25 protein-coding genes and 1 riboswitch are annotated in these 22,863 nt (G+C 59.2%); of the genes, 15 read left to right on the top strand and 10 right to left on the bottom strand.

All coding sequences use genetic code 11. The features are described from left to right. Positions 1–4 precede the first annotated feature (4 nt). Positions 5–1,918: an anaerobic carbon-monoxide dehydrogenase catalytic subunit gene (cooS, locus tag BUB60_RS07860; RefSeq protein ID WP_073077438.1), complete on the bottom strand. Its 1,914-nt coding sequence runs from the start codon at positions 1,916–1,918 to the stop codon at positions 5–7. Positions 1,919–2,064: 146 nt separating this feature from the next. Here cooS and BUB60_RS07855 point away from each other — a divergent pair, with 146 nt between their 5' ends. Beyond that, a complete protein-coding gene (locus tag BUB60_RS07855; RefSeq protein WP_073077436.1) occupies positions 2,065–3,105 on the top strand; it encodes an S-layer homology domain-containing protein in 1,041 nt (346 codons plus the stop codon). 86 nt (positions 3,106–3,191) lie between these two features. On the opposite strand, the gene BUB60_RS07850 is transcribed toward BUB60_RS07855, so the two are convergent. Next, positions 3,192–4,040: an amidohydrolase family protein gene (locus BUB60_RS07850; protein WP_073077434.1), complete on the bottom strand. Its 849-nt coding sequence runs from the start codon at positions 4,038–4,040 to the stop codon at positions 3,192–3,194. Next, on the bottom strand, positions 4,037–4,813 hold the full coding sequence (locus tag BUB60_RS07845) for a sugar phosphate isomerase/epimerase family protein (protein WP_073077431.1): 777 nt from the start codon (positions 4,811–4,813) through the stop codon (positions 4,037–4,039). The genes BUB60_RS07850 and BUB60_RS07845 overlap by 4 nt, the downstream gene beginning before the upstream one ends. 190 nt (positions 4,814–5,003) lie before the next feature. Further along, positions 5,004–5,198, top strand: a riboswitch (cobalamin riboswitch). A gap of 109 nt (positions 5,199–5,307) precedes the next feature. Between BUB60_RS07845 and cobT the strand changes: the two genes are divergently transcribed. The 9 genes from cobT to larC all read left to right on the top strand — a co-directional run bounded on the left by cobT (position 5,308) and on the right by larC (position 12,571). Beyond that, a complete protein-coding gene (gene cobT / locus BUB60_RS07840) occupies positions 5,308–6,366 on the top strand; it encodes a nicotinate-nucleotide--dimethylbenzimidazole phosphoribosyltransferase (protein ID WP_073077429.1) in 1,059 nt (352 codons plus the stop codon). 275 nt (positions 6,367–6,641) lie between these two features. Beyond that, positions 6,642–7,163, top strand: a complete 522-nt coding sequence (locus BUB60_RS07835) for a bifunctional adenosylcobinamide kinase/adenosylcobinamide-phosphate guanylyltransferase (protein WP_073077427.1) — start codon at positions 6,642–6,644, stop codon at positions 7,161–7,163. Then, on the top strand, positions 7,160–7,933 hold the full coding sequence (locus tag BUB60_RS07830) for an adenosylcobinamide-GDP ribazoletransferase (protein ID WP_073077425.1): 774 nt from the start codon (positions 7,160–7,162) through the stop codon (positions 7,931–7,933). The genes BUB60_RS07835 and BUB60_RS07830 overlap by 4 nt, the downstream gene beginning before the upstream one ends. Further along, entirely contained in the window at positions 7,930–8,277 is a 348-nt protein-coding gene (locus tag BUB60_RS07825; protein ID WP_073077423.1) for a bifunctional adenosylcobinamide kinase/adenosylcobinamide-phosphate guanylyltransferase, read from the top strand. The genes BUB60_RS07830 and BUB60_RS07825 overlap by 4 nt, the downstream gene beginning before the upstream one ends. A gap of 3 nt (positions 8,278–8,280) precedes the next feature. Next, positions 8,281–8,880, top strand: a complete 600-nt coding sequence (locus tag BUB60_RS07820) for a histidine phosphatase family protein (protein ID WP_073077421.1) — start codon at positions 8,281–8,283, stop codon at positions 8,878–8,880. A 118-nt stretch (positions 8,881–8,998) separates the two neighbouring features. Then, on the top strand, positions 8,999–9,526 hold the full coding sequence (locus BUB60_RS07815) for a cob(I)yrinic acid a,c-diamide adenosyltransferase (protein WP_073077419.1): 528 nt from the start codon (positions 8,999–9,001) through the stop codon (positions 9,524–9,526). Between the two features lie 201 nt (positions 9,527–9,727). Then, positions 9,728–10,483 (top strand): ATP-dependent sacrificial sulfur transferase LarE, encoded by a 756-nt coding sequence (larE, locus tag BUB60_RS07810; RefSeq protein ID WP_073077417.1) that lies wholly within the window; start codon positions 9,728–9,730, stop codon positions 10,481–10,483. Between the two features lies 1 nt (position 10,484). Further along, positions 10,485–11,246, top strand: a complete 762-nt coding sequence (gene larB, locus BUB60_RS07805) for a nickel pincer cofactor biosynthesis protein LarB (protein ID WP_073077416.1) — start codon at positions 10,485–10,487, stop codon at positions 11,244–11,246. Then, complete coding sequence (larC, locus tag BUB60_RS07800; protein ID WP_073077415.1) at positions 11,243–12,571, top strand: nickel pincer cofactor biosynthesis protein LarC; 1,329 nt, start codon at positions 11,243–11,245, stop codon at positions 12,569–12,571. The genes larB and larC overlap by 4 nt, the downstream gene beginning before the upstream one ends. Positions 12,572–12,638: 67 nt before the next feature. On the opposite strand, the gene BUB60_RS07795 is transcribed toward larC, so the two are convergent. Further along, a complete protein-coding gene (locus BUB60_RS07795; RefSeq protein ID WP_073077414.1) occupies positions 12,639–13,127 on the bottom strand; it encodes a GNAT family N-acetyltransferase in 489 nt (162 codons plus the stop codon). Positions 13,128–13,316: 189 nt separating this feature from the next. Here BUB60_RS07795 and BUB60_RS07790 point away from each other — a divergent pair, with 189 nt between their 5' ends. After that, a complete protein-coding gene (locus BUB60_RS07790; protein ID WP_073077413.1) occupies positions 13,317–13,772 on the top strand; it encodes a helix-turn-helix domain-containing protein in 456 nt (151 codons plus the stop codon). Positions 13,773–13,790: 18 nt separating this feature from the next. Continuing rightward, positions 13,791–14,147, top strand: a complete 357-nt coding sequence (locus BUB60_RS07785; protein WP_073077412.1) for a DUF4180 domain-containing protein — start codon at positions 13,791–13,793, stop codon at positions 14,145–14,147. Positions 14,148–14,425: 278 nt separating this feature from the next. On the opposite strand, the gene gatB is transcribed toward BUB60_RS07785, so the two are convergent. The 4 genes from gatB to aspS form a co-directional block, all read right to left on the bottom strand. Next, positions 14,426–15,841 carry an Asp-tRNA(Asn)/Glu-tRNA(Gln) amidotransferase subunit GatB gene (gene gatB / locus BUB60_RS07780; RefSeq protein WP_073077411.1) on the bottom strand — a complete coding sequence of 472 codons (1,416 nt, stop codon included), beginning with the start codon at positions 15,839–15,841 and terminating at the stop codon, positions 14,426–14,428. After that, complete coding sequence (gene gatA / locus BUB60_RS07775; RefSeq protein WP_073077410.1) at positions 15,838–17,289, bottom strand: Asp-tRNA(Asn)/Glu-tRNA(Gln) amidotransferase subunit GatA; 1,452 nt, start codon at positions 17,287–17,289, stop codon at positions 15,838–15,840. Before gatA ends, gatB begins: the two co-directional genes overlap by 4 nt. Beyond that, positions 17,289–17,573, bottom strand: a complete 285-nt coding sequence (locus BUB60_RS07770) for an Asp-tRNA(Asn)/Glu-tRNA(Gln) amidotransferase subunit GatC (protein ID WP_073077409.1) — start codon at positions 17,571–17,573, stop codon at positions 17,289–17,291. Before BUB60_RS07770 ends, gatA begins: the two co-directional genes overlap by 1 nt. A gap of 219 nt (positions 17,574–17,792) precedes the next feature. Next, positions 17,793–19,520: an aspartate--tRNA ligase gene (gene aspS / locus BUB60_RS07765; protein WP_073077407.1), complete on the bottom strand. Its 1,728-nt coding sequence runs from the start codon at positions 19,518–19,520 to the stop codon at positions 17,793–17,795. 454 nt (positions 19,521–19,974) lie between these two features. Here aspS and BUB60_RS07760 point away from each other — a divergent pair, with 454 nt between their 5' ends. Both BUB60_RS07760 and BUB60_RS07755 read left to right on the top strand, forming a co-directional pair. Further along, entirely contained in the window at positions 19,975–20,310 is a 336-nt protein-coding gene (locus BUB60_RS07760; protein ID WP_073077405.1) for a DUF3796 domain-containing protein, read from the top strand. Between the two features lie 4 nt (positions 20,311–20,314). Further along, positions 20,315–20,518, top strand: a complete 204-nt coding sequence (locus BUB60_RS07755) for a helix-turn-helix transcriptional regulator (protein WP_073077403.1) — start codon at positions 20,315–20,317, stop codon at positions 20,516–20,518. Between the two features lie 90 nt (positions 20,519–20,608). Here the strand turns inward: BUB60_RS07755 and phoU are convergent, their stop codons facing one another. Both phoU and pstB read right to left on the bottom strand, forming a co-directional pair. Then, a complete protein-coding gene (phoU, locus tag BUB60_RS07750; protein WP_073077401.1) occupies positions 20,609–21,265 on the bottom strand; it encodes a phosphate signaling complex protein PhoU in 657 nt (218 codons plus the stop codon). Beyond that, the gene (pstB, locus tag BUB60_RS07745; protein WP_242941169.1) at positions 21,265–22,014 is read right to left on the bottom strand and encodes a phosphate ABC transporter ATP-binding protein PstB; all 750 of its coding nucleotides are present in this window, start codon (positions 22,012–22,014) and stop codon (positions 21,265–21,267) included. Before pstB ends, phoU begins: the two co-directional genes overlap by 1 nt. Positions 22,015–22,418: 404 nt before the next feature. Between pstB and BUB60_RS07740 the strand changes: the two genes are divergently transcribed. Further along, the gene (locus BUB60_RS07740) at positions 22,419–22,844 is read left to right on the top strand and encodes an EamA family transporter (protein ID WP_073077396.1); all 426 of its coding nucleotides are present in this window, start codon (positions 22,419–22,421) and stop codon (positions 22,842–22,844) included. The last annotated feature ends 19 nt before the right edge of the window (positions 22,845–22,863 follow it).

Below are 22,863 nucleotides of genomic sequence, written 5' to 3'. Positions count from 1 at the left end.
GTATTTACGCCAATCCAAGCTTTTTCCGCTTCTCGCCGATGACCTTGCAGATACATTCCGCCGCGTCGAAGGGATCGTCCCCCAAGAGGACCTTTCCGCCCGTCACGTTTTCCACATCCTCGGTGAGGAGCTTCACAAGCTTCGTCGCGCCGGTGATGAACGGCACCGGGGAGAGATGCGTCGCCGCGCCGTAAGCCACGGCGAAAACGCCGTCGATCGTCGCCTTCTGCTCCATCCACTCCGGGGCTGTCACGGCGATGGGCAGGTCCGGGATATCGGCGTTCAGATGGTCGGCCAGCGCCGTGACGAGCATGGAAATGCGCCCCGTGTCCGTGCAGGTGCCGAAGCTCAGGACCGGCGGGATCTTCAAAAGGCCGCAGATTTCCTGAAGCCCGGGGCCCGCCATGCCGACGGCGTCCATATTGCACAGCCCGGCCACCTCCAGGGCATGGTTGCCGCACCCGGCGCTGACGACGAGAATATCCTGCCGGATGAGCTCCTTGACGAGTGTGACCGTGTTGTAGTCCTGCGGGCCGTTCCGAAGCGTCGAGCAGCTGGCCAGGGCCACGACGCCCTTCAGCTTGCCGCTGACGATGACGTCGGCCAGTGTGTCGAGCTGCCCGCCGAGAGCCTGCAGCACGGCCTCCGTGGAAAAGCCGGCGACAGCCTTCTGGACGATTTTCGGAACCTTGACGTCGATGGCGTCCCTTCGGAGCCCGAAATTCTCGATGGCCGCGTCGATGAGCCTGTCGGCCGTCACGCCGGCCTCGGCGGGATTGTACGGCATTTTCTGCGCGAGGTCCGGCATGTCGATGATCGAGCTGATGGCCACGGGCGTAAACTGATATTTCTCGGCGTACGCGCGGATGGCCGGCGGAGAGCAGTTTTCCTCCATGGCAAACACATCCACGGCGCCGGTGGCCAGCAGCGGCTCGATGGCCAGCCAGTCGCCCGTGAGCCCCGCGAACACCTCGTCTGTGTCGAACCGCTGCAAAAGCTCCTGCCCCGTTTCGATAGAGCCCACGATCCTCAGGCCGGCGGCGCCGGCTTTTTTCGCGCGCTCCTGGACCTGCGGCGTCCGCGCCATTTTCAGCGCCGCCACGGCGATCCAGGGCTGATGGCCGTTGAACACGATATTGACATACCTGGGGTCCATAATGCCGAGGTCGACATTGACCTCATGGGGATACGGCGTGCCGTAGAGGATATCCTGCACCATCTCCAGCCCGATCTGGGCGTTATAGATGGTGGCCAGCCCCAGGCGCAGGGCCTTCACCGCCAGGGAGACATAGTTGCCGTCCACGTTCGTCAGACAGCTGGCCACGCAGCTTTGCTCCTCGTGCTCGATGCCGGCGGGATAAATGCCGGCGCGGTGCCAGACGGGGATGCGCTTTTTCGGGGCGAAGGCCTCCACCATCAGATTCTCCTCGCCGTTTCCGATGCGCATCTGCGCCGTCAGCAGGTCGGCCAGCCGGGCCGCCATTTTGTTATTCGTCTGCGACAGTCCGATGCCGAGCTTCTGGCACATCCACCGGAGCTTGTCTGTATCCTTTATAGAAAACGGCGTCTTCCCCTCCGCCGTCGCCTTCAGCGTCCGAAAGGCCTCATAGGCGTGGTGGCCGTAAGTCCCGGCACCCATGATGTTGTGCAGCAGGAGCGTCCGCATGGCCATGGCGTCGGGACCGATGCCGCACACGCCCTTGTCCTGCCCCGTCTTTTCGCTGATCCGGCACGGCCCGTTGCTGCAAAGCTGGCAGCTCATGCCCTCAAGGCAGAATTTACACCGTATTTTTTCCTGCTGCGCATACCGGTCAAAGGTGTTCGTCAGGCCGTCCGCCCTGATGCGCTCCAGCATTTCCTCCACCGAATCATGGATGCTGACGCGGGGACTTTTCCGTTCCAATACCGTTTCTTTCATGATGTATTCCTCCCATCGTTTGCGAAGATAATGTAACCAAAAACGGCTTTTCTTATGAGGCGGCGCATTTCTTTCATAAATTTTGGAACAAACCCGCGAAAGCCGCCGTCATAAAGCCGTTCAATCAATCATGTATGGAGGTTCTCATGAAAAAGAAGATTATTGCCGGCGCGCTCGTCGCCCTGATGCTTCTGGCCGCGCTGCCGTTCTCGGCGCTTGCCGCCCCGGGCGGGAGCTTTGCCTATACCGACGTCTCAAACGCCTGGTACACGGATGCCGTCGCGGGATACGGCTACGATGATATTTTCTCCGACGGGAGCGGCCTGTTCAAGCCGGCGCAGCAGATCACCCGTATGGAATTTGCCCGGAGCCTGTACAAGGCGCTCGGCATCACCATCAACTATTTCGCCGCACCCGATATCGCCGATGATTTCAACGACGTGAAGAGCACCGACCCGGGCGCCGGCGCGCTCATCGATCTGGTCACGGCCGGGATCGTGGAAAAGGGCGGCAGCTTCAACCCGAACGCGCCGCTGAACCGCGACGTCATGGTCCACTGGATCATGAACGCCCTGGAATACAAGACAGACGGCAATTATGTGATACCGATGGTAAAGCCCGTGCCCTTCAGCGACGATGATAAGATCACGGATGCTTACAGAAACGAAATCTATTCCGCCGTGGTCCTGAAGCTGGCCTTCGGCAAGGGCGGCAATGTGTTCGACCCGAAGGCGGGCGCCACCCGCGCCGAAGCCGTTGTCGTCATCTCCAGGCTTATGGGCCTTCTCGACAGCTACAGCGAACCCGACGGCCAGTCGGTCGCCGTCACCGCCGGAGCGGAGGAAGAGAACGGCGCGCTGGTGATGCGCCTGACCATCGCCAACGGCACCGATAAAGCCGTCTCGATCTCTCACGGCGGCCAGAAGTTCGACTTCAAGCTGTTCAACCAGAAGGGCGAAACGGTCTATGTCTGGTCTCAGGACAAATCCTTTATCATGATTCTCGACACCACAGTGATCGACCCCGGCCAAAGCGTCGTCTACACGGCAACGCTGGACAAAGACGCCTACGCCGCCGTCAAGCCGGACGTCGCCGCCATGAAAGCCTACATCACCGGCACCTCCGACGATTTCAAGATCGACGAAGCGGGCTACACCGGCACCATCACGGCAGAAAAAACCAACTGATTAACAACCGCCAAACACAAAGTCCGCCTTTCGGCGGACTTTTGTCTTATTTAAGCGGCTTTTCGCATTACGGGAATCAGGACGCGTCACAAACGGCGGAATCTCTCCGCGACGGCCCTGTTCCCCTTTTCCGGATCGATGCCCATCCCGGCAAGAACGGCGAGCTCGTCGTCCGTCCCCTGCCCCTGGCGTACCATCCAGGCGCCGCAGTCGCTGCCGGAGGCGATCGGAACGCCCCTGGCATAAGCCTCGGCCAGAACCCTTCTCTGCGCCTCGTGGATTTTCCGCATGGTGTCGCCGGAATAACGCCCCGTATCGATGAGATTGTAAACGGCCACGCAGGTCGGCACCCAGACGGCGCCCGTCTGCAAAAAATAATCGATCACATCGCCGTCCGGCCAGAACCCGTGCTCGACACTGTCGACGCCGGCCTCCAATGCCGCCTTGATATTGTCCGCGCCATTCACATGAGCCATGACACTAAAGCCCTCGCCATTTGAAATTTTAACGGCTTCCCTCAATTCCGGGCCGCTGAAAACGGGCCCCATGATCCTGCCCCCGTCGTCAAAGTCCAGCATGCCGGAGACCGTGAGCTTGACGAAATCGGCGCCCTGCGCCTTCGCCTCGAGAATGAGCGCGTGAAACTCCCGCATGTTTTCAAAGCTCCGGCCGTACATGGACCCGTAGTAGCCCGCCTTGTGCGATATAAAGACGGGCGTGCGGTAATCGACGCCGTACTCCCCCGCGATCTTCTTCGCGAAGGCGGACACCATGTACTTGTCCCCGCCGTCCCTGTAAAATCCAATGCCGTGCGCGGCGACAGTCTTCAGCGCCTTATGGACATAAGCCGCGTCAATCCCGCCTTTATGCCGCGCCATCGCCTCCTGATAGCTGACCCCGTCGGCGATGATATGTCCGTGACATTCATATTTCATCGGTCTAAAAACCCCTTATTTGCAAGCCATTCAACAGAAGACCGGCAGCTGTCCCGTATCTCCAGGGTCAGCGTCGCGTCCGGCGCGCCGCCGGCCAGGATATGCAGCAGCGCCTCCAGGTCCATGTCTCCGTCGAAGAGCGGATCGTGCGAATCCGGCCAGCCGCGGTTATTGTGCAGATGAGCGTGGCCCAGGTACGGGACGACGGCGCGCGCCCATTCCTCCATGGTGACGTCTTTTTTCGTGATGTTGGCGTGGCCGACGTCGAGGCAGAGCCTCAGGCGCGGGTCGCCCACGCCCTTCACCACGTCGATCAGCATAAACGGCTCGTCCTCCAGCACGTTTTCCAGCACGACCGTCAAATCCGCCGGTTTATCCGACAGGAATTCCTGCCAGAACTCCACGGAGCGATCCACAAAATATTGCTTAAAGTATACAAACGGCACATATCCCGAGTGGGCCACGATTCGCCGGATGCCGTAGCCCGCCGCCAGCTCGTACGCCTGCCGGTACCGCCTTTTGGCGATGTCCAAGACGAGCGGATCGATGGCCGCCGGGCAAAGCTCGTTAAACGCGGCGTGCAGGACCAGCCTGTCCGCGCTCTTCATCTTTTCCCGCGCAACGGCGTCCCATTCGTTAAAATCCGCGTCCATATTGCTGGCCGTGCAGAACTCGGCCAGCTCCAGGCCAAGCCCGTATTCCGCCGCCACCGGCGCCGCGTCTCCGGCCACGGTGGACAGATAAACCCGGTTAGAAATATTCTTATCATTCATATAGTTAGTCACCTCAAAAGCAGCTTCACCGTAACACGATTTCCCGGTGTTGTCAACAAACGCGCCCGCCCGGTCCGTGACGCCGGGGAGACGGTATCCCTTGCCGTACCGCAGCTGTAGGGCGGGGGCTTGCTCCCGCCGCTCCCCGCCGGCGCGGCTATACCTCTGCCGGGGCGGGCGGGCGCCCGCGCTCTTGACAAAATGGGCCGATATGTTAAACTGAGAGGACAAACATTCGGGCGACGGGAAGTCGGGTGAAAATCCCGCGCGGAGCCGCCGCTGTATGGGTACCAGCACGTTTCATACGCCACTGTGGCTTCCATGGGAAGGCGAAACGCTGCCACGACGCCCGAGCCAGAATACCGGCCGCCTGAATTATGCGCACAAAGCTGACGGACATTTGGCTGACGTGAAATTGCAATAGTGCTCTTTTCGCCTCTCCGTCATGCGGAGAGTTTTTTATTTGGCGCTTATTTTGCAAAGAGGATAAACTTATGAATTACTCCGAACTGAACAATCAGATACCGAAGCCGGATGCCGCGGCGCGGGCGCGGGCGCAGGCCCACTGGGACAGCATCGCCAAGCCGCTGAACAGCCTGGGCCTCCTTGAGGACGCGGTGGTCACCCTCGCCGGCCTGGCGGGATCGCCCAACGTCCGGCTGGACAGGCGCGGCGTCCTCGTCCTCTGCGCGGACAACGGGGTCGTCAGGGAGGGCATCTCCCAGTCCCCCAGCGACATCACGCTCCTGGTGGCCGAGAACCTGACGAAAAAACAGACCTCCGTCTGCCGGATGGCCAAGGTGGCCGACGCCGATGTCATCCCCGTCGACATGGGCATGATCAAAAAGCTCAGCAACCCCCTGCTCCTGGACCGCCATATTGCCGACGGCACGCAAAATATCGCCGAGGGTCCCGCCATGACGCTGCAGCAGGCCGAAAAAGCCATCGAGGCCGGTATCGGGCTCGTCAAGGACTGCCGGGAGCAGGGCTATGACATCCTGGCCACCGGCGAGATGGGCATCGGCAACACCACGACCTCCAGCGCCGTCGCCGCCGTTTTGTTACATAGGCCGGTGGAGGAGGTGACGGGCCGCGGCGCCGGCCTGTCCGACGACGCGCTCAGGCGCAAAATCGACGTCATTGAAAAAGCCATCCACGTCAACCGGCCGGACCCGGACGACGCGCTGGATATCCTCATGAAGCTCGGCGGCTTTGACATCGCCGGCATGACGGGGATTTTCATCGGCGGCGCGCTGTACCGTGTGCCCATTATCATCGACGGGATCATCAGCGCGGTGAGCGCGCTGATCGCGGCGCGTCTCTGCCCCGCCGCCAAAGCCGCGATGCTCGCCAGCCACGTCTCGGAGGAGCCGGCTGCCAAAATGCTGCTGGACACGCTGGACCTCCGCCCGATGATCACGGCCGGGATGCGCCTCGGCGAAGGCACCGGCGCCGTCACTCTCCTGCCGCTTCTGGATATGGCCCTCGCCGTCTACCACGGCTCGTCCTCGTTCTCCGATATCGGCATGGACGCGTACAAGCCGCATCAATAGTGCTCTTATGCCGTTCCGGCACTTACGTCATTCCCATCATCCTTATTCCTCGGCTATCTCATTCCTTCGCACTCTTATGTCATTCCCGCGAAGGCGGGAATCCATATCCATCGCACAAGGAACGTAGATTCCCGCCTTCGCGGGAATGACAAATTAAGAGCGGTACATGACAATGTTGAAGTGTGAAGGACAGTATTGAAGCGGTACATGACAAGGTTGAAGTGCGAAGGGCAATGTTGAAGTGGGACGGACAATGTGAAAGGAAAGAAATTTCAATGCGTACATTGGTGATCGGCGGGGCGGCCTGCGGCAAAAGTGAATACGCGGAGGCCCTGGCCGTCCGGAAACCCGTGCCGCGCTATTATGTCGCCACGATGATGCCCTTTGACAGCGAGGACGTCCGGCGGATCGAAAAGCACCGGGCCCAGCGCGCGGAAAAGGGCTTTCACACCATGGAGCGGTACACGGACCTGCGGGGGCTTCTCCTGCCCGAACGCGGGACCGTGCTGCTGGAATGCCTCGGCAATCTCACGGCCAACGAGCTCTTTGCGGAAAACGGCGCTCGTGAGGACGCGCTCGGCGCCGTCCTCCGCGGCGTAGAGGCGCTGGAGGTCCAGTGCGGCGACCTCGTCGTCGTCACCAACGACGTCCACTCCGACGGCGGGGCTTATGAGGCCGAGACGCGCCGCTATATCGAAACGCTGGGGAATATCAACAGGGCGCTGGCCGCGCGCTTTGAGTGCGTGGTCGAGCTTGTCTGCGGTATACCGCTCCCGGTGAAGGGAGTCCTGGCATGAATTTGGTACGGTCGTTTGTCACGGCTTTCTCGATGTTCTCCAAGCTCCCCGTCCCGACGCTCAAGTGGCGGGACGACAACATGCGCTATATGCTGGCGATGTTCCCTTTCGTCGGCGCTGTCGTCGGGCTCTTCGTCTGGGCCTGGCTCTGGATCAGCGAGGCTCTGGGCTTCGGCGCCCTCCTCCGGGCCGCCGGGCTGACGCTCCTCCCCGTCGCCGTGACGGGCGGCATCCATCTGGACGGCTTCTGCGACACGTCGGACGCCCTGGCCAGTCACGCGCCTGCCGAGCGCAAGCGTGAGATTTTGAAAGACCCGCACACGGGCGCCTTTGCCGTCATCAGCGTCGTGGCTTACCTTATCCTGTATTTCGCGCTGAGTACGGAGCTGCAAGTCTCCGCGCGCACGCCCCTGCTGCTGGGCGCCATGTTCGTGCTCAGCCGGACGCTGTCCGGCCTGTCCGTGCTGCTGTTCGCGCCGAACGGCGGGAAGGGGCTTTTGAGCACCTTTAAGAACGCGGCTGAAAAGCAGGTCTCCGTCGCCATCCTCGCCGTTTTCTTCCTGCTGTGTCTTGCCGGCCTGCTCCTCACGGACCTGTACCTGGGCGCGGCGATGATTGCCGCCGCCGTGTTGTGCGTTCTATATCTCTTCTTCATGGCGCGCCGGCAGTTCGGTGGCATGAGCGGCGATCTAGCGGGCTATTTCCTGCAGCTGGGCGAGCTTTGCATGCTCGCCGCCATGATTTTGATTCAAAAGGTGGTTTTTCAGTGATACTCGTCATCGGCGGTCTTGCCTCCGGCAAACGGGACTATGTCAAAAAGGAATTCGGCTTTACGGACGCGGATATGGCCGACGCCGCGCTGGACGGCCGCCCCGTGGTCTATAATCTTCAAAACCTCGTTACGGCGTCGCTTTCGTCTGTTGACGGGCTCCTTCCGGCGCTGCTTTTAAAAAAGGTCGTCATCTGCAACGAGGTCGGCAGCGGCGTCGTGCCCATAGACAAAACGGAGCGCGGCGCGCGGGAGGCCACGGGCCGGCTCTGCGTGGGCCTTGCCGAGAAAGCGGAAAAGGTCATTCGGATTTGCTGCGGCATTCCGTCCGTCATCAAGGGGTAGCCCATGGATATTATTTTAGTGCGCCACGGCAAAACGGAGGGCAACTTGTTCAGGCGCTACAGCGGCCGGACGGACGAGCCGCTCTGCCGGGAGGGCGTCGAGCACGCCAAGGCCTCCGGCGCCGACCAAACCGTCCCGCGCGTTTACGTCAGCCCGATGCGCCGCGCGCTGGAAACGGCGCGTATCAAATTCCCCAACGCGGCGCAGACCGTCTGCCCGGACCTCCGGGAGATGGACTTCGGCGATTTCGAGGGCAAAACGGCCGACGAGCTCCAAAACGACGCCGACTACACGAAATGGGTCGAATCGAACTGCACGCTCCCCTGCCCAAACGGCGAGCAGATGGACGCGTTTGCCGACAGGATCTGCCGGGCCTTCGACGGGATCGTTCGGGAAAGCATTGAAAATAACGACAACCGGCTCGTCGTCGTCGCCCACGGCGGCAGCATCATGGCGATCCTCTCCCGGTACGGCAGGCCGGAGCGGCAATACTACGATTGGTACGTCGACAACTGCTGCGGCTACCGCGCGCGGCTGGACGGCGCGGCGTGGGAGACAGAACCGGTCCTGTCCGACTGCGAAAAATTCGAAACGCTCCCGTAGGGGCAAGCCTTGCGTTTGTCCTGCGGCATGAATGTATTGCACAACGAAAGCGGGCAGACACGAGGTCTGCCCCTACGTCATTAAATTCTGCATAATCATTTCCCAAGGAGGAATTTATATGTCAAAAGGTCTCATCCATGTGTATTACGGTTACGGCAAAGGCAAAACGACGGCTGCCCTGGGGCTGGCGCTCCGCGCCGCCGGCTGCGGGCTCAAGGTAGTGATCGTGCAGTTCCTGAAGGACTCGAACACCGGAGAGCTGAATGCGCTCAAGCTCTTGCCGAACGTCACCGTCCTGCGCGGCACGGCGGCCAGGGCCTTTACGCGCGATATGACGCCCGAGCAGCTGGCGGAAACGCGGAAAATCCAGAACGCCAACTTTGAAAAGGCGCTCGAGCTGGTGGGCTCCGGCGAGTGCGGCCTGCTGATCCTGGACGAGGCGCTGGACGCGTACCAGCTGGGCCTTCTGGACAAGGCCGCGTTTCTGGACCTTGTGTGCCGCAAGCCCGACAGCCTGGAGCTCGTCATCACCGGCCACAGGCCGGACGAGGAAATCCTCGGCCGCGCCGATTATGTTACCGAGATGGTGAAGGTCCGCCACCCGTACGACAGCGGGATCTCCGCCCGGCGCGGGATCGAATTCTGAGCGTCCGCATGAAATTGACACGCGGCGTGCTTTTATGTTAGAATTGAGGCAAATATAAAAAAAGGACTCGATGGCAATGGAGAAAAATAATATCTGGGATAAACCCTGGAGAGGCCGCGGATAACGGCTTTCTTGGGGTTTATATTTTTTAGGCTGTTTTTCGCTCCAGTCGCCGGAGCCCGCAGCAGGAGATAATTCAGTATGGATCTAAAAACGTTCTTCAAGGAAAACCCGCGTTTTGCCATCGCCTTTTCCGGCGGAGTGGATTCGGCATACCTTTTGTATGCGGCGTCCGAGGCCGGCTGCGACGTCAAAGCCTATTATGTCAACACGAATTTTCAGCCGCAGTTCGAGCTGGATGACGCGAAGAAATTCGCGTACCTGACCCAGGCGCCCATGATGATCGAGAAGCTGGACGTTATGAGCTGCCCCAAGATCGTCGGTAACGGGGCAGACCGCTGCTATCACTGCAAGAGGGCCATTTACACGCGCCTTTGGGAGCTCGTCCGCGCCGACGGCTTCGATATGCTGTGCGACGGGACGAACGCCACCGACGACGCCAGCGTGCGCGCCGGCATGAGCGCGCTCTCCGAGCTGGGCGTCCGTTCCCCCCTGCGGGAGTGCGGGCTCCCGAAAAGCGCGGTCCGCCGCCTGTCCTGCGAGGCCGGGCTGTTCACCCATGACAAGCCGTCCTACGCCTGCCTGGCCACCCGCATCCCGACGGGAACGGAGATCACGGAGGAGCTTTTACAAAAGGTCGAGCAGTCGGAGCACGCGCTCCACGGGCTCGGCTTCAGCGATTTCCGCATCCGCTATCTCGACGGGTCAGCGAAAATTCAGATTCCCGAGAGCCAGTTCAAAATGATCGTCGATAAGCGGAAAAAGATCATCGACGCCGTCTCCCCGTATTTTGAGCATGTTCTCGTCGATCTCATGCCGCGCAAAACGGAGGTCTGACATGGAACCCGAGAAGCTTCTCAGCCTCCTGGACAGCGTCAAAAACGGTGAGGTCTCACCGGAAGACGCGCTCCTGAGGCTCAAAATGGAGCCCTTTGAGGATATCGGCTACGCCAAGGTCGACCACCACAGGAGCCTGCGGCACGGTATTCCCGAGGTGATCTACGGCGCCGGCAAAACGCCGGAGCAGATCGCCGGCATCATCACGGCGCTTAAAAATCACGGCAATACGAATATCCTTGTCACGCGCCTCACGCCGGAAAAAGCGGACGAGCTTCATAAGCTGATCGCCGTCGACTACGACCCCGTTTCCCGCGTCGCCATTCACGGGCGGAAGTTTGAGGCGGCAACCAAGGGCTATATCGCCGTCGTCGCCGCCGGGACGAGCGACCTGCCCGTTTCGGAAGAGGCCGCCGTCACCGCCGAAGCGTTCGGCAACAAGGTGGAGCGGCTGTACGACGTGGGCGTGGCCGGGTTGCACCGCCTGCTGAGCCGGCTTGACGTGCTGATGACCGCCAAGGTCGTCATCGCCGTGGCGGGCATGGAGGGCGCGCTGGCCACCGTTGTGGGCGGGCTCGTGTCCTGCCCCGTTATCGCCGTTCCCACCAGCGTCGGCTACGGCGCCAATTTCGGCGGCCTGTCTGCGCTCTTGTCCATGCTCAACTCCTGCGCGGGAAACGTCAGCGTCGTCAACATCGACAACGGCTTCGGCGCGGGATATCTGGCCAGCCTCATCAATCATATCGGGGAGTCTGAACGATGAAACTCTATATTGAATGCAATATGGGCGCGGCGGGCGACATGCTCATGGGCGCGTTGCTGGAGCTCCTGCCCGACAGGGACATCTTTCTCCAGCGGATGCGGAGCCTGGGCCTGCCCCGCGTCGATATCGGCTGCGATTTTATGACCAAATGCGGCGTCACCGGCACAAAGATGCGCATCCGCATCGGCGGCGAGGAGGAATCAAGCCACGACGCTTTCACCGATGCCCCCGACGCTCCTGAAAGCCGCCCAGATCACGAGCCTCCCCGCGAGCATGAGCATTCCCATGCGCATGAACATGACGAACATGAGCATGAGCACGAGCATACACACGAGCACACGCACGGCGGGGATGTCCACGCGCACGCCCATTACAGCTATAACGACATCTGCGAGATCATCAAGAATCTCGATCTGGCCGAAAACGTGAAGGACCACGCGCTGGCCGTATACAAGCTCATCGGCGAGGCCGAGGCCGCCGTCCATGGCGTGCCGCTCGGCGAGATCCGTTTCCACGAGGTCGGATCCTTCGACGCCATCGTCGACATCGTCGGCTGCTGCCTGTTGTTTCAGATGCTCGGCGTGACGAATATCGAGGCCTCGCCGGTGCATGTGGGCTCCGGCTTTGTCCGCTGCGCCCACGGCATCCTGCCGGTGCCCGCCCCCGCGACGGCGCATATCCTGCAGGGGGTGCCGATCTACGGCGGGAAAATAAATGGCGAGCTTTGCACCCCCACGGGCGCGGCGCTTCTCAAGCACTTCGTCCGCCGGTTCGGCGACATGGAACCGATGGCCGTCACAAAGATCGGCTACGGCATGGGCGCAAAGGATTTCGAGGCAGCCAACTGCGTTCGCGCCTTTCTGAGCGACAGGCCGGAAACAAAGGATACCGTCTCGGAGCTCCGCTGCAATCTGGACGACATGACGCCCGAGGCCATCGGGTATGTGACGGAGCTGCTGCTCTCCCGCGGCGCGCTGGACGTTTTTACGACGCCGATCACCATGAAAAAAAGCCGCCCCGCCGTCATGCTCACCTGCCTGTGCGCGCCGGACGACAAAAACGAAATGTCGCGCCTCCTGCTGGAGAACACGACGACGCTGGGCATCCGGTACGAAACGCTGAAGCGCGATGTGCTGGACAAGACGTCCTACAAGGTCAAAACGATTTACGGCGATATCCGTATCAAGTCCGCCAGGGGCTACGGCATCGTCAAGGAAAAACCGGAATACGACGACGTCCGCGCGGCCGCCGCCGCCCACAACGTCCCCTTTTCCCGGGTCTACGCCGCGGCCGCCGCCGAAATGAAATCCGTTCAGGGGCAGTAACCCAAACTAAACATCAAAAAGCAAAAGATTCTTCGGGCTTTCAGCCCCGAAGAATCTTTTTTGTTTTTTACTCCCCGACAGACAGCTCCAGAAAGCCGACCGTAAAGGGCAGATGCTCAAATTTTTTACTGCCTGTTGGCACACAGCCGTTTTTTATGTACCACTCCTTTAAAATCCCGTTCTCCTCGATGATCGCGATCCCCAGCTTATGGGCGCCCATTTCCTTTGCCTTTTCCCTGGCAAAATCCAGGAGCGCCGTCCCATACCCGCGGTGCCGGTATTCCGGCACGACGGAGATCTTCTCCAGATAAAACGTCCCGTTCCCGGCGTTCTCCAGCTGCATGAAGCCGACAATGCGGTCATCCTCCGTGAGCGCGTACATGAGATTGCCCTTCGCCCTATCGGCTATGAGCCTTTCTGTTTTGATATACGCCCCGTTCGTCGGCACCCTTTCCTCCGTCAGCCCGAAATCGTCCGCCACCGTCTGAAACCCCCGCCGGATTACCTCCGCGCACCGGTCCAGCTCGCCGTCATGAACCTCTCTGATGTCTGCCATAATGGCCTCCCTCCGTCTCAGAATATCTGCGCCTGTTTCTGCCAGTATAAACCAGCCGGCGCATTTGGTCCATATAATTTTGCGGGACCGCGCGCCCAGGGACGCCTGGCGGGAGAAAAATCCCTCTTGACACGCTCCCTATTATTCCTTATTATTACCTTATAGGTTACATTAAGGAGCACCTCAACCATGGACAATGCGTACTATACGGTAGAGCAAATCTCAAAAATGCTGGATATGCACCCCAAGACGATACAGCGGTATATTCGCGAGGGGAAGCTGCACGCGGTAAAAATCGGCAAAGGGTGGCGGGTGGCGGGCCACGACCTTTCGGTTTTTACCGAAAACGCCGCAGCGCCCCAGGCGGCGCGGACCGGGATGGATACCGGCGTTTCCGCGACGGCGTCTTCCGTTGTCGACATCCGCGTTCCCCTCAGGGACGAGGCCGTCCGCATCATGAACGCGCTGACAGCGGTGTTAAACGCAAAACCGCCCGAATTCGGGCGGTCTTCCATGCAGGCACAGTTTATCGAAGAGGAATTCAAGCTGCGCGTCACCCTCTGGGGCGGCGCGCGGTTCACGGCGGCCATGCTGGAGACCGTCGCCTTTTTGACGGAGCAAAACGATGGCGATGAACCTAAATAACGTGAAAGGAGCGTCATGATGAATACCATTGTTAAAAACGGCGTGACCATCTCCGTGGCCGACAGAACACTCAGGCTTGAAAGCGTTCAGGATATCCTCGATCTTATCGTCTCGGCATCCTTTATGGCACACAGCGCCGGCGTCGTCGTGTTCAGGGAGACCCTGCCGGAGCGCTTCTTTGACCTGAAGTCGGGGCTGGCGGGCGACATGCTGCAGAAGTTCTCCAACTATAACCTCAGGCTCGCCATCGTCGGCGATTTCTCCGGATACACGAGCAAAAGCCTGAAGGACTTTATCTATGAGTGCAACAAGGGCCGCCTGATTTTTTTCAAGCCCGACCTCGAAGCCGCCGCCGATGCCCTGTCATCCGTTTGACACAATCATAGCTTCTTTATACGAGGTATCGGTCGGAGCCCAATCGGGCCACAGGGCCGAGACCCTTCAATCGGACCATGGGGCGAAGCCCCAACCGGAGCCACAGGACCGAAACCCTTCAATCGGACCATGGGGCAAAGCCCCAACCGAGGTCACAGGGGCGGAGCCCCTCAATCCGGACACGGGGCAAAGCCCCAACCGGGGTCACAGGGGCGGAGCCCCTCAACTGGGGCATGGGGCGAAGCCCCATACCTTTTTGGGGCGGGTGGGCGGGAATTCTAACCGGCGATGATCTTCTTCAGCAGCTCCTCCGCCTCGATGGCGTTGGCGCGGCCCCTGGACTCCCGCATGACGGCGCCGACGAGCGCCTTGATGGCCTTCTCCTTGCCGGTGCGGTAGTCGTCCACGGACTTTGAGTTTTCGGCAACGGCCCGCAGGCAGAGCTCGTTGAGCGCACCGGCATCGAACCCGGCCATGTCCTCCTCGGAGATAAAGTCCGTGGCAGGCTTCCCCGTTTCAAGCATCTGGGAAAAGACGCGCTTGGCGATGTTGCGGCTGAGCTTGCCCCCCTCAAGGAGCTTTACCAGCTCGTTTAACTGGGCGGCCGAAACAGCAGGCGACCAGTTCTCGCGCTCGGCCTCGGTGGGAATGAGGCTGAACATCTGCGTCACCATGAACGTCGCCGCCGTCTTGGGGCTTTCGCAGCCCTCGGAGGCTGCTTCGAAATACTCCGACACCTTTCTGTATTTCGTCAGGAGGCGCGCGTCGGCCTCCGGTACGCCGAGCGCCGATATATACCGCTCCCGCTTGGCGTCTGGCAGCTCGGGCAGGCCGTCCCTGAGTCTCTGCAATACGTCTTCCGGAATGATGACGGGGACGATATCAGGCTCCGGGAAGTAGCGGTAATCGTCCGCGTTTTCCTTGCCCCGGAGGCTGCTCGTCTCGCCCGTGTCGGCGTCGAAATGGCGCGTTTCCTGCTCGACGGCGCCGCCTGCTGAAAGCAGCTCCTCCTGCCGGTCAAATTCGTGCGCGATGGCGGCGGCGACCGACGTAAAGGAATTGAGGTTCTTGATCTCGGCGCGGACGCCGAATTTTGTTTCGCCCTTCGGCCGCAGCGAGATATTCACGTCGCAGCGCATGGACCCCTCCTGCATGCGGCAGTCGGACACGCCCACGGCCCGCAGGATGGTCTGCAGCTTTTCAAGATATTCGGTGCACTCCTCGGCGCTGCGGAAATCGGGCTCCGAGACGATCTCGATGAGCGGCACGCCCCCGCGGTTGTAGTCGATGAACACCGCCCCGCCCTGGTGGACGAGCTTGCCGGCGTCCTCCTCGATGTGGATGCGCGTCAGGTTGATGCGCCTGCCGCCGGAGAGCTCGACCCAGCCGCCCTCGCACAGCGGCTGCTCGTATTGGGAAATCTGATACGCCTTCGGCAGGTCGGGATAGACATAGTGCTTGCGTGCCATGACCGACTGCGTGTTGATGCCGCAGTTGAGCGCGAGCCCCGCCGTCGCGGCGTACTCGATGACGCTTTTGTTCAAAACGGGCAGGCTGCCCGGCTGGCCCGTGCAGACGGGGCAGCAGTGCGTGTTCGGCGCGCCGCCGAACTGCGTTGTGCAGCCGCAGAAGATTTTCGTCTTTGTTGAGAGCTCGACGTGCGTTTCGAGCCCGATGACCATTTCGTACGTCACAGCAGCACCCCCATATCCGCCGTTTTCAGATGGCTCCCCTCCGTCTCGCGCTCGAACGCCAGAGACGCGTTTAAGACGACGTCTTCGCTGAACTTGTCCCCGATCAGCTGCATGCCCACCGGCAGCCCCTTTCCGTCATGGCCGCAGGGCAGCGAAACGGCGGGCAGTCCCGCGATATTGACAGAGCACGTGCAGATGTCCGTCTGGTACATCTGTACTGGCGTCATGCCGGCGCCGGACTTGAGCGCCGTGACCGGCACCGTGGGCGTCAGCAGGACGTCGCACCTTGAAAACATTTTGGAAAACTCGTTTTTGATGCTCTTTCTCAAAAGCTGCGCCTTGTTGTAATACGCGTCGTAATACCCCGCGCTGAGCACGTACGCCCCCAGAAGGATGCGCCGGCGGACCTCCTGGCCGAACCCCTCGCTGCGGGTGCGGCAGATGAAGTCGTTGAGGTCGTCGAATGCCGATGCACGGTGCCCGTAACGGAGGCCGTCGTAGCGCCCGAGATTGGACGACGCCTCGGCGCAGGCGATGATGTAATACGTCGGCAGGACATATTTGAGCAGCGGGAACTCCAGCTCGACGAGCTCGGCGCCAAGCTTTCTATACAGGTCAACCGCCTCGTCCAGCGGTCTCCGGACCGATTCCGGGAGGCCGTCAAAAAACTCCTTGGCAAGGCCGATCCTGAGACCCCGGACGCTGCCGGTGAGCTTGTCGGAAACAGGCTCTGATCCCTCGCTGGTCATGTCCAGCGGGTCCTTGGCGCAAATCTCGTCAAAGACAGCGGCCGCGTCCTCGGTGCAGGCCGCGATGGGGCCGATCTGGTCCAGGGACGAGCCATAGGCGATGAGTCCCCGCCGGGAGACTGCGCCGTACGTGGGCTTGAGGCCGACAAGGCCGCAGAAGGAGGCAGGCATGCGGATACTGCCGCCGGTGTCGGAGCCAATGCCGTAGACGGCCAGGTTCCCCGCCACCGCCGCCGCCACGCCGCCCGAGCTGCCCCCGGCCACATGGCCCAGGTTGCGCGGGTTTTTCGCGCCGCCGAAATAAGAGTTTTCGCAGGTGGAGCCCATGGCGAATTCGTCCATGTTCCCCTTGCCGATGATGACGGCGTTCTGCCCTTTCAGGCTCTCCCATACGGCGGCGTCATAAATGGGCGTGTAATCCTCCAGCATGCGCGAGGCGCACGTGGTCCGAAGGCCCTTTGTGGAAATGTTGTCCTTCAGGCAGAACGGGATGCCCTCCAGGGGCTGGAGCTCCTCGCCCTTTTGTATCTTCTTGTCCACGTCGTCGGCGGTCTTCAGCGCCGCCTCCCGCGTTAGGGTGATGTAGGCCGTCAGCTCCGGGTTCAGCTCCTCGGCGGCTTTCAAAAATCGGACGGTCAGCTCGCGGCAGGTGATTTCCTTGCACTTTAAAAGATGCCTGACGTTTTTGATCGTGTTCATCAGATCAGGCCTCCCCGCTGGCGCGCCACAAAGAAGCCGTCCTGCCGCTCTCCGGCGTTTTTCAGTATCTCCTCCGCCGGGTACGACGGCCGGCAGACGTCCTCCCTGAAGCGCCAGGACGCCTCGCCCCCGGCCTCCTCCGGCAGGTCGACGGCCGCCTGCGCGATCGTATCGGCAAACTCCAGCACATTGTCGATATCGCGCCGGAGCGCCTCCACGTCCTCGCCGTCCAGCGACAGCTTCGCCAGCGCGGCGATCTTTTTCAGTTCATCGACTGTGATCATAAAATCACTATCCTTTTTTATTTTACATGCCTTGCGGCGGCGGATGGCCAACGGCCATCCCTGCGATAAATCGTATATCCTACGCAGCGGCGGGCGACTCGTGAATCGCCCCTACGTTGTATATCGAGACACCTCACCAGCCCAAATGAGGTCCGGGGCAGAGCCCCGATGGGGTTTGGGGCGGAGCCCCCTATGCCTCTATCGGGCGGGTGGGTGGGCTTATCTTATTTTGACGTGCACTTCCCTGAGCTGATGCTCCGTGACCTCGCAGGGAGCGCCCATCAAAAGGTCCTGGGCGTTGCCGTTTAGGGGGAAGGCGATGACATCGCGGATCGTCTCCTCACCAGCCAGCAGCATGACCATACGGTCGATGCCGGGGGCCATGCCGGCGTGGGGCGGCGCGCCGTACTGGAACGCCGTATAGAGGGCGCCGAACCGCTCCTCCAATACCTCCTCGGAATATCCGGCGATGGCAAAGGCCTTTTTCATGATCTCGGGCGAATGGTTCCGCACGGCGCCGGAGGAAAGCTCCACGCCGCTGCAGACGACGTCGTACTGATACGCGACGATCTCCAGCGGATTTTTCGTCTCCAGCGCCTCCAGTCCGCCCTGAGGCATGGAAAACGGATTGTGCGTGAACCCGACGGCGTTCGTCTCCGGGTCGCGCTCGTACATGGGGAAGTCGACGACAAAGCAGAACTCAAACGCGTCCGTGTCGATGATATTGAGGTTTTCGCCCAGCCAGGTGCGGATGAGGCCGGCAAACCTGTCGGCGGCGCCGGGCGCGTCGCTGATGAAGAAGAGCGTCTGCCCTTCCTTGATATCGCAATGGCCGATCAGATATTTCTTCTGCTCCTCCGAAAGGAACTTTTCGATGGGGCCCTTGAAATTGCCCTCGCTGAGCGTGATGTACCCCAGGCCCTTCATGCCGATAGAGGTGGCGTACTTCAGCGAATTTTCAAAGAAGCTGCGGGTGCAGCCGGAGCAGTCGGCCACGATCCCGCGGACCGGCTTGTTTTTAAAGGCGGCAAATTCCACCCCTCTGAAGAAGTCGGTCAGGTCGCAGATGACGAGCGGATTGCGGAGGTCGGGCTTGTCGCAGCCGTAGTGGAGCATCGCCTCGGCGTAGGTGATGCGCCGAAACGGCGGCTTTGACACGCGCTTATCGGAAAATTTCGTAAACGTGTCGTACAGCACCGTCTCGGCGACGGTCAATACGTCCTCCTGCTCGGCGAACGCCATTTCAAAGTCCAGCTGGTAAAACTCGCCCGGCGAGCGGTCGCCCCGGGCATCCTCGTCCCGGAAGCAGGGTGCGACCTGAAAATATTTCTCAAAGCCGGACACCATCAGCATCTGCTTGAACTGCTGGGGCGCCTGCGGCAGCGCGTAAAACTTGCCCTTGTGCTTGCGGCTGGGGACGAGATAGTCCCGCGCGCCCTCCGGCGACGACGCCGTCAAAATCGGCGTTTGAATCTCAAGAAAGCCCAGCTCCTCCATCCGGCGCCGCAGGAAGCTGATCACCTGCGCGCGCAGAACGATATTTTTGTGGATGTCCGGGTTCCTGAGGTCGAGGAACCGGTATTTGAGCCGGACCTCCTCACGGGTGTCTGTCGATTCCCTGACTTCAAAAGGCAGGACGCTCCGACTGGGGCCGAGGACGGTGATAGATTCCGCCCGGAGATCGATCATGCCGGTGTCGATCTTCGGATTGACGTTCTCCTCGTCCCGGGCCTCCACGACGCCGGTCACGGCAATGACCGTTTCCCGATTGACGCCGTCCAGCAGGGCATCGTCGTGGAAGACGACCTGGGTGACGCCGCTCTCATCCCGCAGGTCCAGAAACTTGACGCCGCCGTGGTCCCGGATCGTGTCGACCCAGCCGGCCAGCGTGGCTTTTTCTCCGATGTGCCCCGTCCGGAGCTCGTTGCAGATGTGTGTTCTCAGCATTGCTCTTCCTCCAGATAAACAAAAAATCCCGGAAATTATCGTCAAATAATTCCCGGGACGAGCAATTCTGTCTGCCCGCGGTGCCACCCGCATTGACGCGGAAAGCCCGCGTCCACTTTCATATTCAATTTCCGGACTTTCAGAAGCGTTCCCCTGCTCACTACTCATCCGTATCGCGCTCTCAACCGGTGACGCGAATTCTCTGTCGGACTTTCCATAAAAGCGGAGTCTTCCTGTTTTGAATTATATGCGATGAAAAAATACATGTCAACATGTATTGTTTAATAGATTAAACAATTCGCCCAAACTAATATTGGGTTATCCTGCCCAAGAGTGCCTCTGCCTATGCATCGTCTGGCCGGATTTTTAAAATATGTCTTGACAATTTTAAATTCAAGTTATATATTTATCACACAAAGTTATATATTTATAACTTATGAAAGAGGCTATTTTTATGAAAAATCCGCTCGGTTACCTTGGTTTTCTAGGCCTGCTCGGAATTCTGAGCCTTGTTACGCACCATTGGATGTATCTCTGGTTTTTTTGCTTTTTCATCTTTTTCGTTTTCTTTAAGGTTATCCCCGACGAGCTGTTCCGGGAAAACATCAAGCGGTCGGCGACACCGGCGTTTTTCACGAGTTTGGTGCTGTACGTCCTGACCGTGGCCTTCCGGCCGCTTTATAACAGCGACGCCGTATACATGGCCTGTCTCATCATTGCCTTCGCGGCATCCTTCCTTGTTTTCTTTATCCTGCTGGCCGTCTATTCTGCCCGCGAAAGGCGGGGCTGAGCGTATGGTGATCAAAACGAAAATCAAGCAGTACAGGACGATGCGGGATATGAAGCAGGAAACGCTGGCCGCCTTCGTGGGCGTCCGCCGGGAGACGATCGTCCACCTCGAAAACGGCAAATACAATCCCTCTCTGAAGCTGGCCCTCGATATCGCCAAGGTTTTCGGCGTGACAGTGGAGGATCTGTTTGAATTTACGGAGGAGTAAATTCTTAGCCGTTTCCCACACTTTTAAAGTAACAGCTCCCCTACCCGATTACTGATGGCAGGGGAGCTTCGTTTATTTACGTAACTGTTATTAAATTCCGCCGAGCTTCGGGTGGCTGCCGGTGATGGAGTATTCCACCCATTCGGCGATGTTGACGGCGTGGTCGCCGATGCGCTCGAAATATTTTGCGATCATCAAAAGGTCCAGGAAAAGCTCTCCCCTGTTGTCGCCGTCGGAGATCATGCGGATGAGCTCCTCCTTGATGTTTCGGAACAGGTCGTCGACGATATCGTCGTAGTCCATGACGGAGCGCGCCAAGGCGATATCCTTCTTGACGAAGGAGTCGACGGCGTCCGTCACCATTTCTATAGTGGCCTTGGCCATCTCGTTGATGTGGAGCCGGCTTTTGAGGTCGGTATTGTTATGGATGTACTGCGTGATCTCCTCGATGTCCGACGCCTGGTCGCCGATGCGTTCCATGTCGGAGATCATCTTCATGGCGGCGGAGATGAGCCGGAGGTCGCGGGCCACCGGCTGCTGCTGCAGCAGCAGCCGCAGGCAGAGCGTTTCAATTTCGCGCTCCTTCTGGTCGATATCGCGCTCATAGATTCTTGCCGCGCCCAGTTCCGTGCCGTCGGGGTCAAGCAGCTCTTTTGTGCACGCGCTGATGGCATCCTCGCAGAGGGCTCCCATGTCGATCAGCTCGTGGTTGAGACGTTCAAGCTGTTCCTCGAAGTGCGTTCTCATTATCCGAACCTCCCTGTGATATAGTCCTCGGTGCGTTTGTCCTTCGGCATGGAAAACAGCGATTCCGTGTTGCCGACCTCAACGACCTCACCGAGCAGGAAAAATGCCGTTTTGTCCGAGATGCGCGCCGCCTGCTGCATGTTATGGGTAACGATGATGATGGTATATTGATTTTTCAACTCCAGCACAAGCTCCTCGATCTTTGAGGTGGAAATCGGGTCCAGAGCGCTGGTTGGCTCATCCATCAAAAGCACATCCGGCTGGACGGCCAGCGCCCGCGCGATGCAGAGCCTCTGCTGCTGCCCGCCCGACAGGCCGAGCGCGTTCTTTTTGAGTCTGTCCTTGACCTCGTCCCAGATGGCAGCGTCCTTAAGAGAGCGCTCCACGATCTCGTCAAGCGCCTGCTTCCCCCGGATACCGTGCGTCCGCGGCCCGTAGGCCACGTTGTCGTAGATGCTCATCGGGAAGGGATTTGGCTTCTGGAACACCATGCCCACGCGCTTGCGCAGGAGATTGACGTCCATCGTGCCGTAGATGTCTTCCCCATCGAGAAGGATTTCGCCACTAATTTTGCAGTTTTCGATGAGGTCGTTCATCCTGTTCAGCGTCTTCAAAAGCGTCGATTTACCGCAGCCGGAAGGCCCGATAAAGGCCGTGATCTCACTGGGCTGTATATGTAGCTCCACATCCTTCAGCGCCCTGAAATCACCATAATACAGATTCAACGCTTTGATCGAAAATTTATCCATCACATACCCTCGTTTATCGTTCTTCGCTCTAAAACAGTCAGATCTATTTAACCTTCCGAACGTAAAAGCCATTATCATATTTATGTTAAAACCATGTAAAATAGCCTGTGCCGCCGAGACGGCAGCCAGACCGGCGGCGGGCCGGGGCGTCCCGCCCTGCGGCGGCGGTATGCTGTCATATTCATCATTTTAGCCATAATTGGCTTGTTTATTCGATTGCTGAAGCAAAAGAGAAAGTTGATAAATTCAATTTGCAGATATAAATAATAGAAATTTGTTGTTGCAATCCATAGTCTTTTAAGACATAATAATTGTATGATATTGTATATATCATCGGATGAGCACCTGCCGTATGCGAGGCTAACTTGCATACGGCTTTTTATTTTGTTCGGGAGGTTTATACTATGTGGAATATGCTATGGCCAATTCTGATTGTTGTTGCCGCAAATACAATTTACAACATCAGCGCCAAATCAACACCGACAAATATCAATTCATTTGCTTCGCTTTCTGTTACTTACCTCATAGCTATGACTTGTTCAATAATTATGTATTTTGTGACCAGTGAAAAGAAAAATCTTTTGCTGGAATTATCAAAAGCGAATTGGACGACCTATGCTCTCGGCATTGCAATCGTTGGCTTGGAGTTTGGGTTTCTATGTGTTTATCGTGCCGGATGGAAAATAAGCACAGCAAATTTATTTGCCAGTATAACCCTGGCTTGCGTTTTGCTGATCGTTGGATTTCTCTTATACAAGGAAACGCTTAGCTTACGTCAAGTACTGGGAATGGGCGTGTGTGCGGTTGGCCTGGTTCTCATCGCAAAATAATCTGCTTATAAGTAACCGA

This window comes from Sporobacter termitidis DSM 10068 (assembly GCF_900130065.1).
Lineage (GTDB): Bacteria > Bacillota > Clostridia > Oscillospirales > Oscillospiraceae > Sporobacter > Sporobacter termitidis.
Note: the sequence above shows the minus strand (reverse complement) of the source record. Positions and strands in the feature narration are given on the sequence as shown.

What these genes read in the sequence shown, in the direction of transcription:
- cooS (WP_073077438.1), bottom strand. Translation starts at nt 1,918, where the DNA reads ATGAAAGAAACGGTATTGGAACGGAAAAGTCCCCGCGTCAGCATCCAT.
- BUB60_RS07855 (WP_073077436.1), top strand. Translation starts at nt 2,065, where the DNA reads ATGAAAAAGAAGATTATTGCCGGCGCGCTCGTCGCCCTGATGCTTCTG.
- BUB60_RS07850 (WP_073077434.1), bottom strand. Translation starts at nt 4,040, where the DNA reads ATGAAATATGAATGTCACGGACATATCATCGCCGACGGGGTCAGCTAT.
- BUB60_RS07845 (WP_073077431.1), bottom strand. Translation starts at nt 4,813, where the DNA reads ATGAATGATAAGAATATTTCTAACCGGGTTTATCTGTCCACCGTGGCC.
- cobT (WP_073077429.1), top strand. Translation starts at nt 5,308, where the DNA reads ATGAATTACTCCGAACTGAACAATCAGATACCGAAGCCGGATGCCGCG.
- BUB60_RS07835 (WP_073077427.1), top strand. Translation starts at nt 6,642, where the DNA reads ATGCGTACATTGGTGATCGGCGGGGCGGCCTGCGGCAAAAGTGAATAC.
- BUB60_RS07830 (WP_073077425.1), top strand. Translation starts at nt 7,160, where the DNA reads ATGAATTTGGTACGGTCGTTTGTCACGGCTTTCTCGATGTTCTCCAAG.
- BUB60_RS07820 (WP_073077421.1), top strand. Translation starts at nt 8,281, where the DNA reads ATGGATATTATTTTAGTGCGCCACGGCAAAACGGAGGGCAACTTGTTC.
- BUB60_RS07815 (WP_073077419.1), top strand. Translation starts at nt 8,999, where the DNA reads ATGTCAAAAGGTCTCATCCATGTGTATTACGGTTACGGCAAAGGCAAA.
- larE (WP_073077417.1), top strand. Translation starts at nt 9,728, where the DNA reads ATGGATCTAAAAACGTTCTTCAAGGAAAACCCGCGTTTTGCCATCGCC.
- larB (WP_073077416.1), top strand. Translation starts at nt 10,485, where the DNA reads ATGGAACCCGAGAAGCTTCTCAGCCTCCTGGACAGCGTCAAAAACGGT.
- larC (WP_073077415.1), top strand. Translation starts at nt 11,243, where the DNA reads ATGAAACTCTATATTGAATGCAATATGGGCGCGGCGGGCGACATGCTC.
- BUB60_RS07795 (WP_073077414.1), bottom strand. Translation starts at nt 13,127, where the DNA reads ATGGCAGACATCAGAGAGGTTCATGACGGCGAGCTGGACCGGTGCGCG.
- BUB60_RS07790 (WP_073077413.1), top strand. Translation starts at nt 13,317, where the DNA reads ATGGACAATGCGTACTATACGGTAGAGCAAATCTCAAAAATGCTGGAT.
- BUB60_RS07785 (WP_073077412.1), top strand. Translation starts at nt 13,791, where the DNA reads ATGAATACCATTGTTAAAAACGGCGTGACCATCTCCGTGGCCGACAGA.
- gatA (WP_073077410.1), bottom strand. Translation starts at nt 17,289, where the DNA reads ATGAACACGATCAAAAACGTCAGGCATCTTTTAAAGTGCAAGGAAATC.
- BUB60_RS07770 (WP_073077409.1), bottom strand. Translation starts at nt 17,573, where the DNA reads ATGATCACAGTCGATGAACTGAAAAAGATCGCCGCGCTGGCGAAGCTG.
- aspS (WP_073077407.1), bottom strand. Translation starts at nt 19,520, where the DNA reads ATGCTGAGAACACACATCTGCAACGAGCTCCGGACGGGGCACATCGGA.
- BUB60_RS07760 (WP_073077405.1), top strand. Translation starts at nt 19,975, where the DNA reads ATGAAAAATCCGCTCGGTTACCTTGGTTTTCTAGGCCTGCTCGGAATT.
- BUB60_RS07755 (WP_073077403.1), top strand. Translation starts at nt 20,315, where the DNA reads ATGGTGATCAAAACGAAAATCAAGCAGTACAGGACGATGCGGGATATG.
- phoU (WP_073077401.1), bottom strand. Translation starts at nt 21,265, where the DNA reads ATGAGAACGCACTTCGAGGAACAGCTTGAACGTCTCAACCACGAGCTG.
- pstB (WP_242941169.1), bottom strand. Translation starts at nt 22,014, where the DNA reads ATGGATAAATTTTCGATCAAAGCGTTGAATCTGTATTATGGTGATTTC.
- BUB60_RS07740 (WP_073077396.1), top strand. Translation starts at nt 22,419, where the DNA reads ATGTGGAATATGCTATGGCCAATTCTGATTGTTGTTGCCGCAAATACA.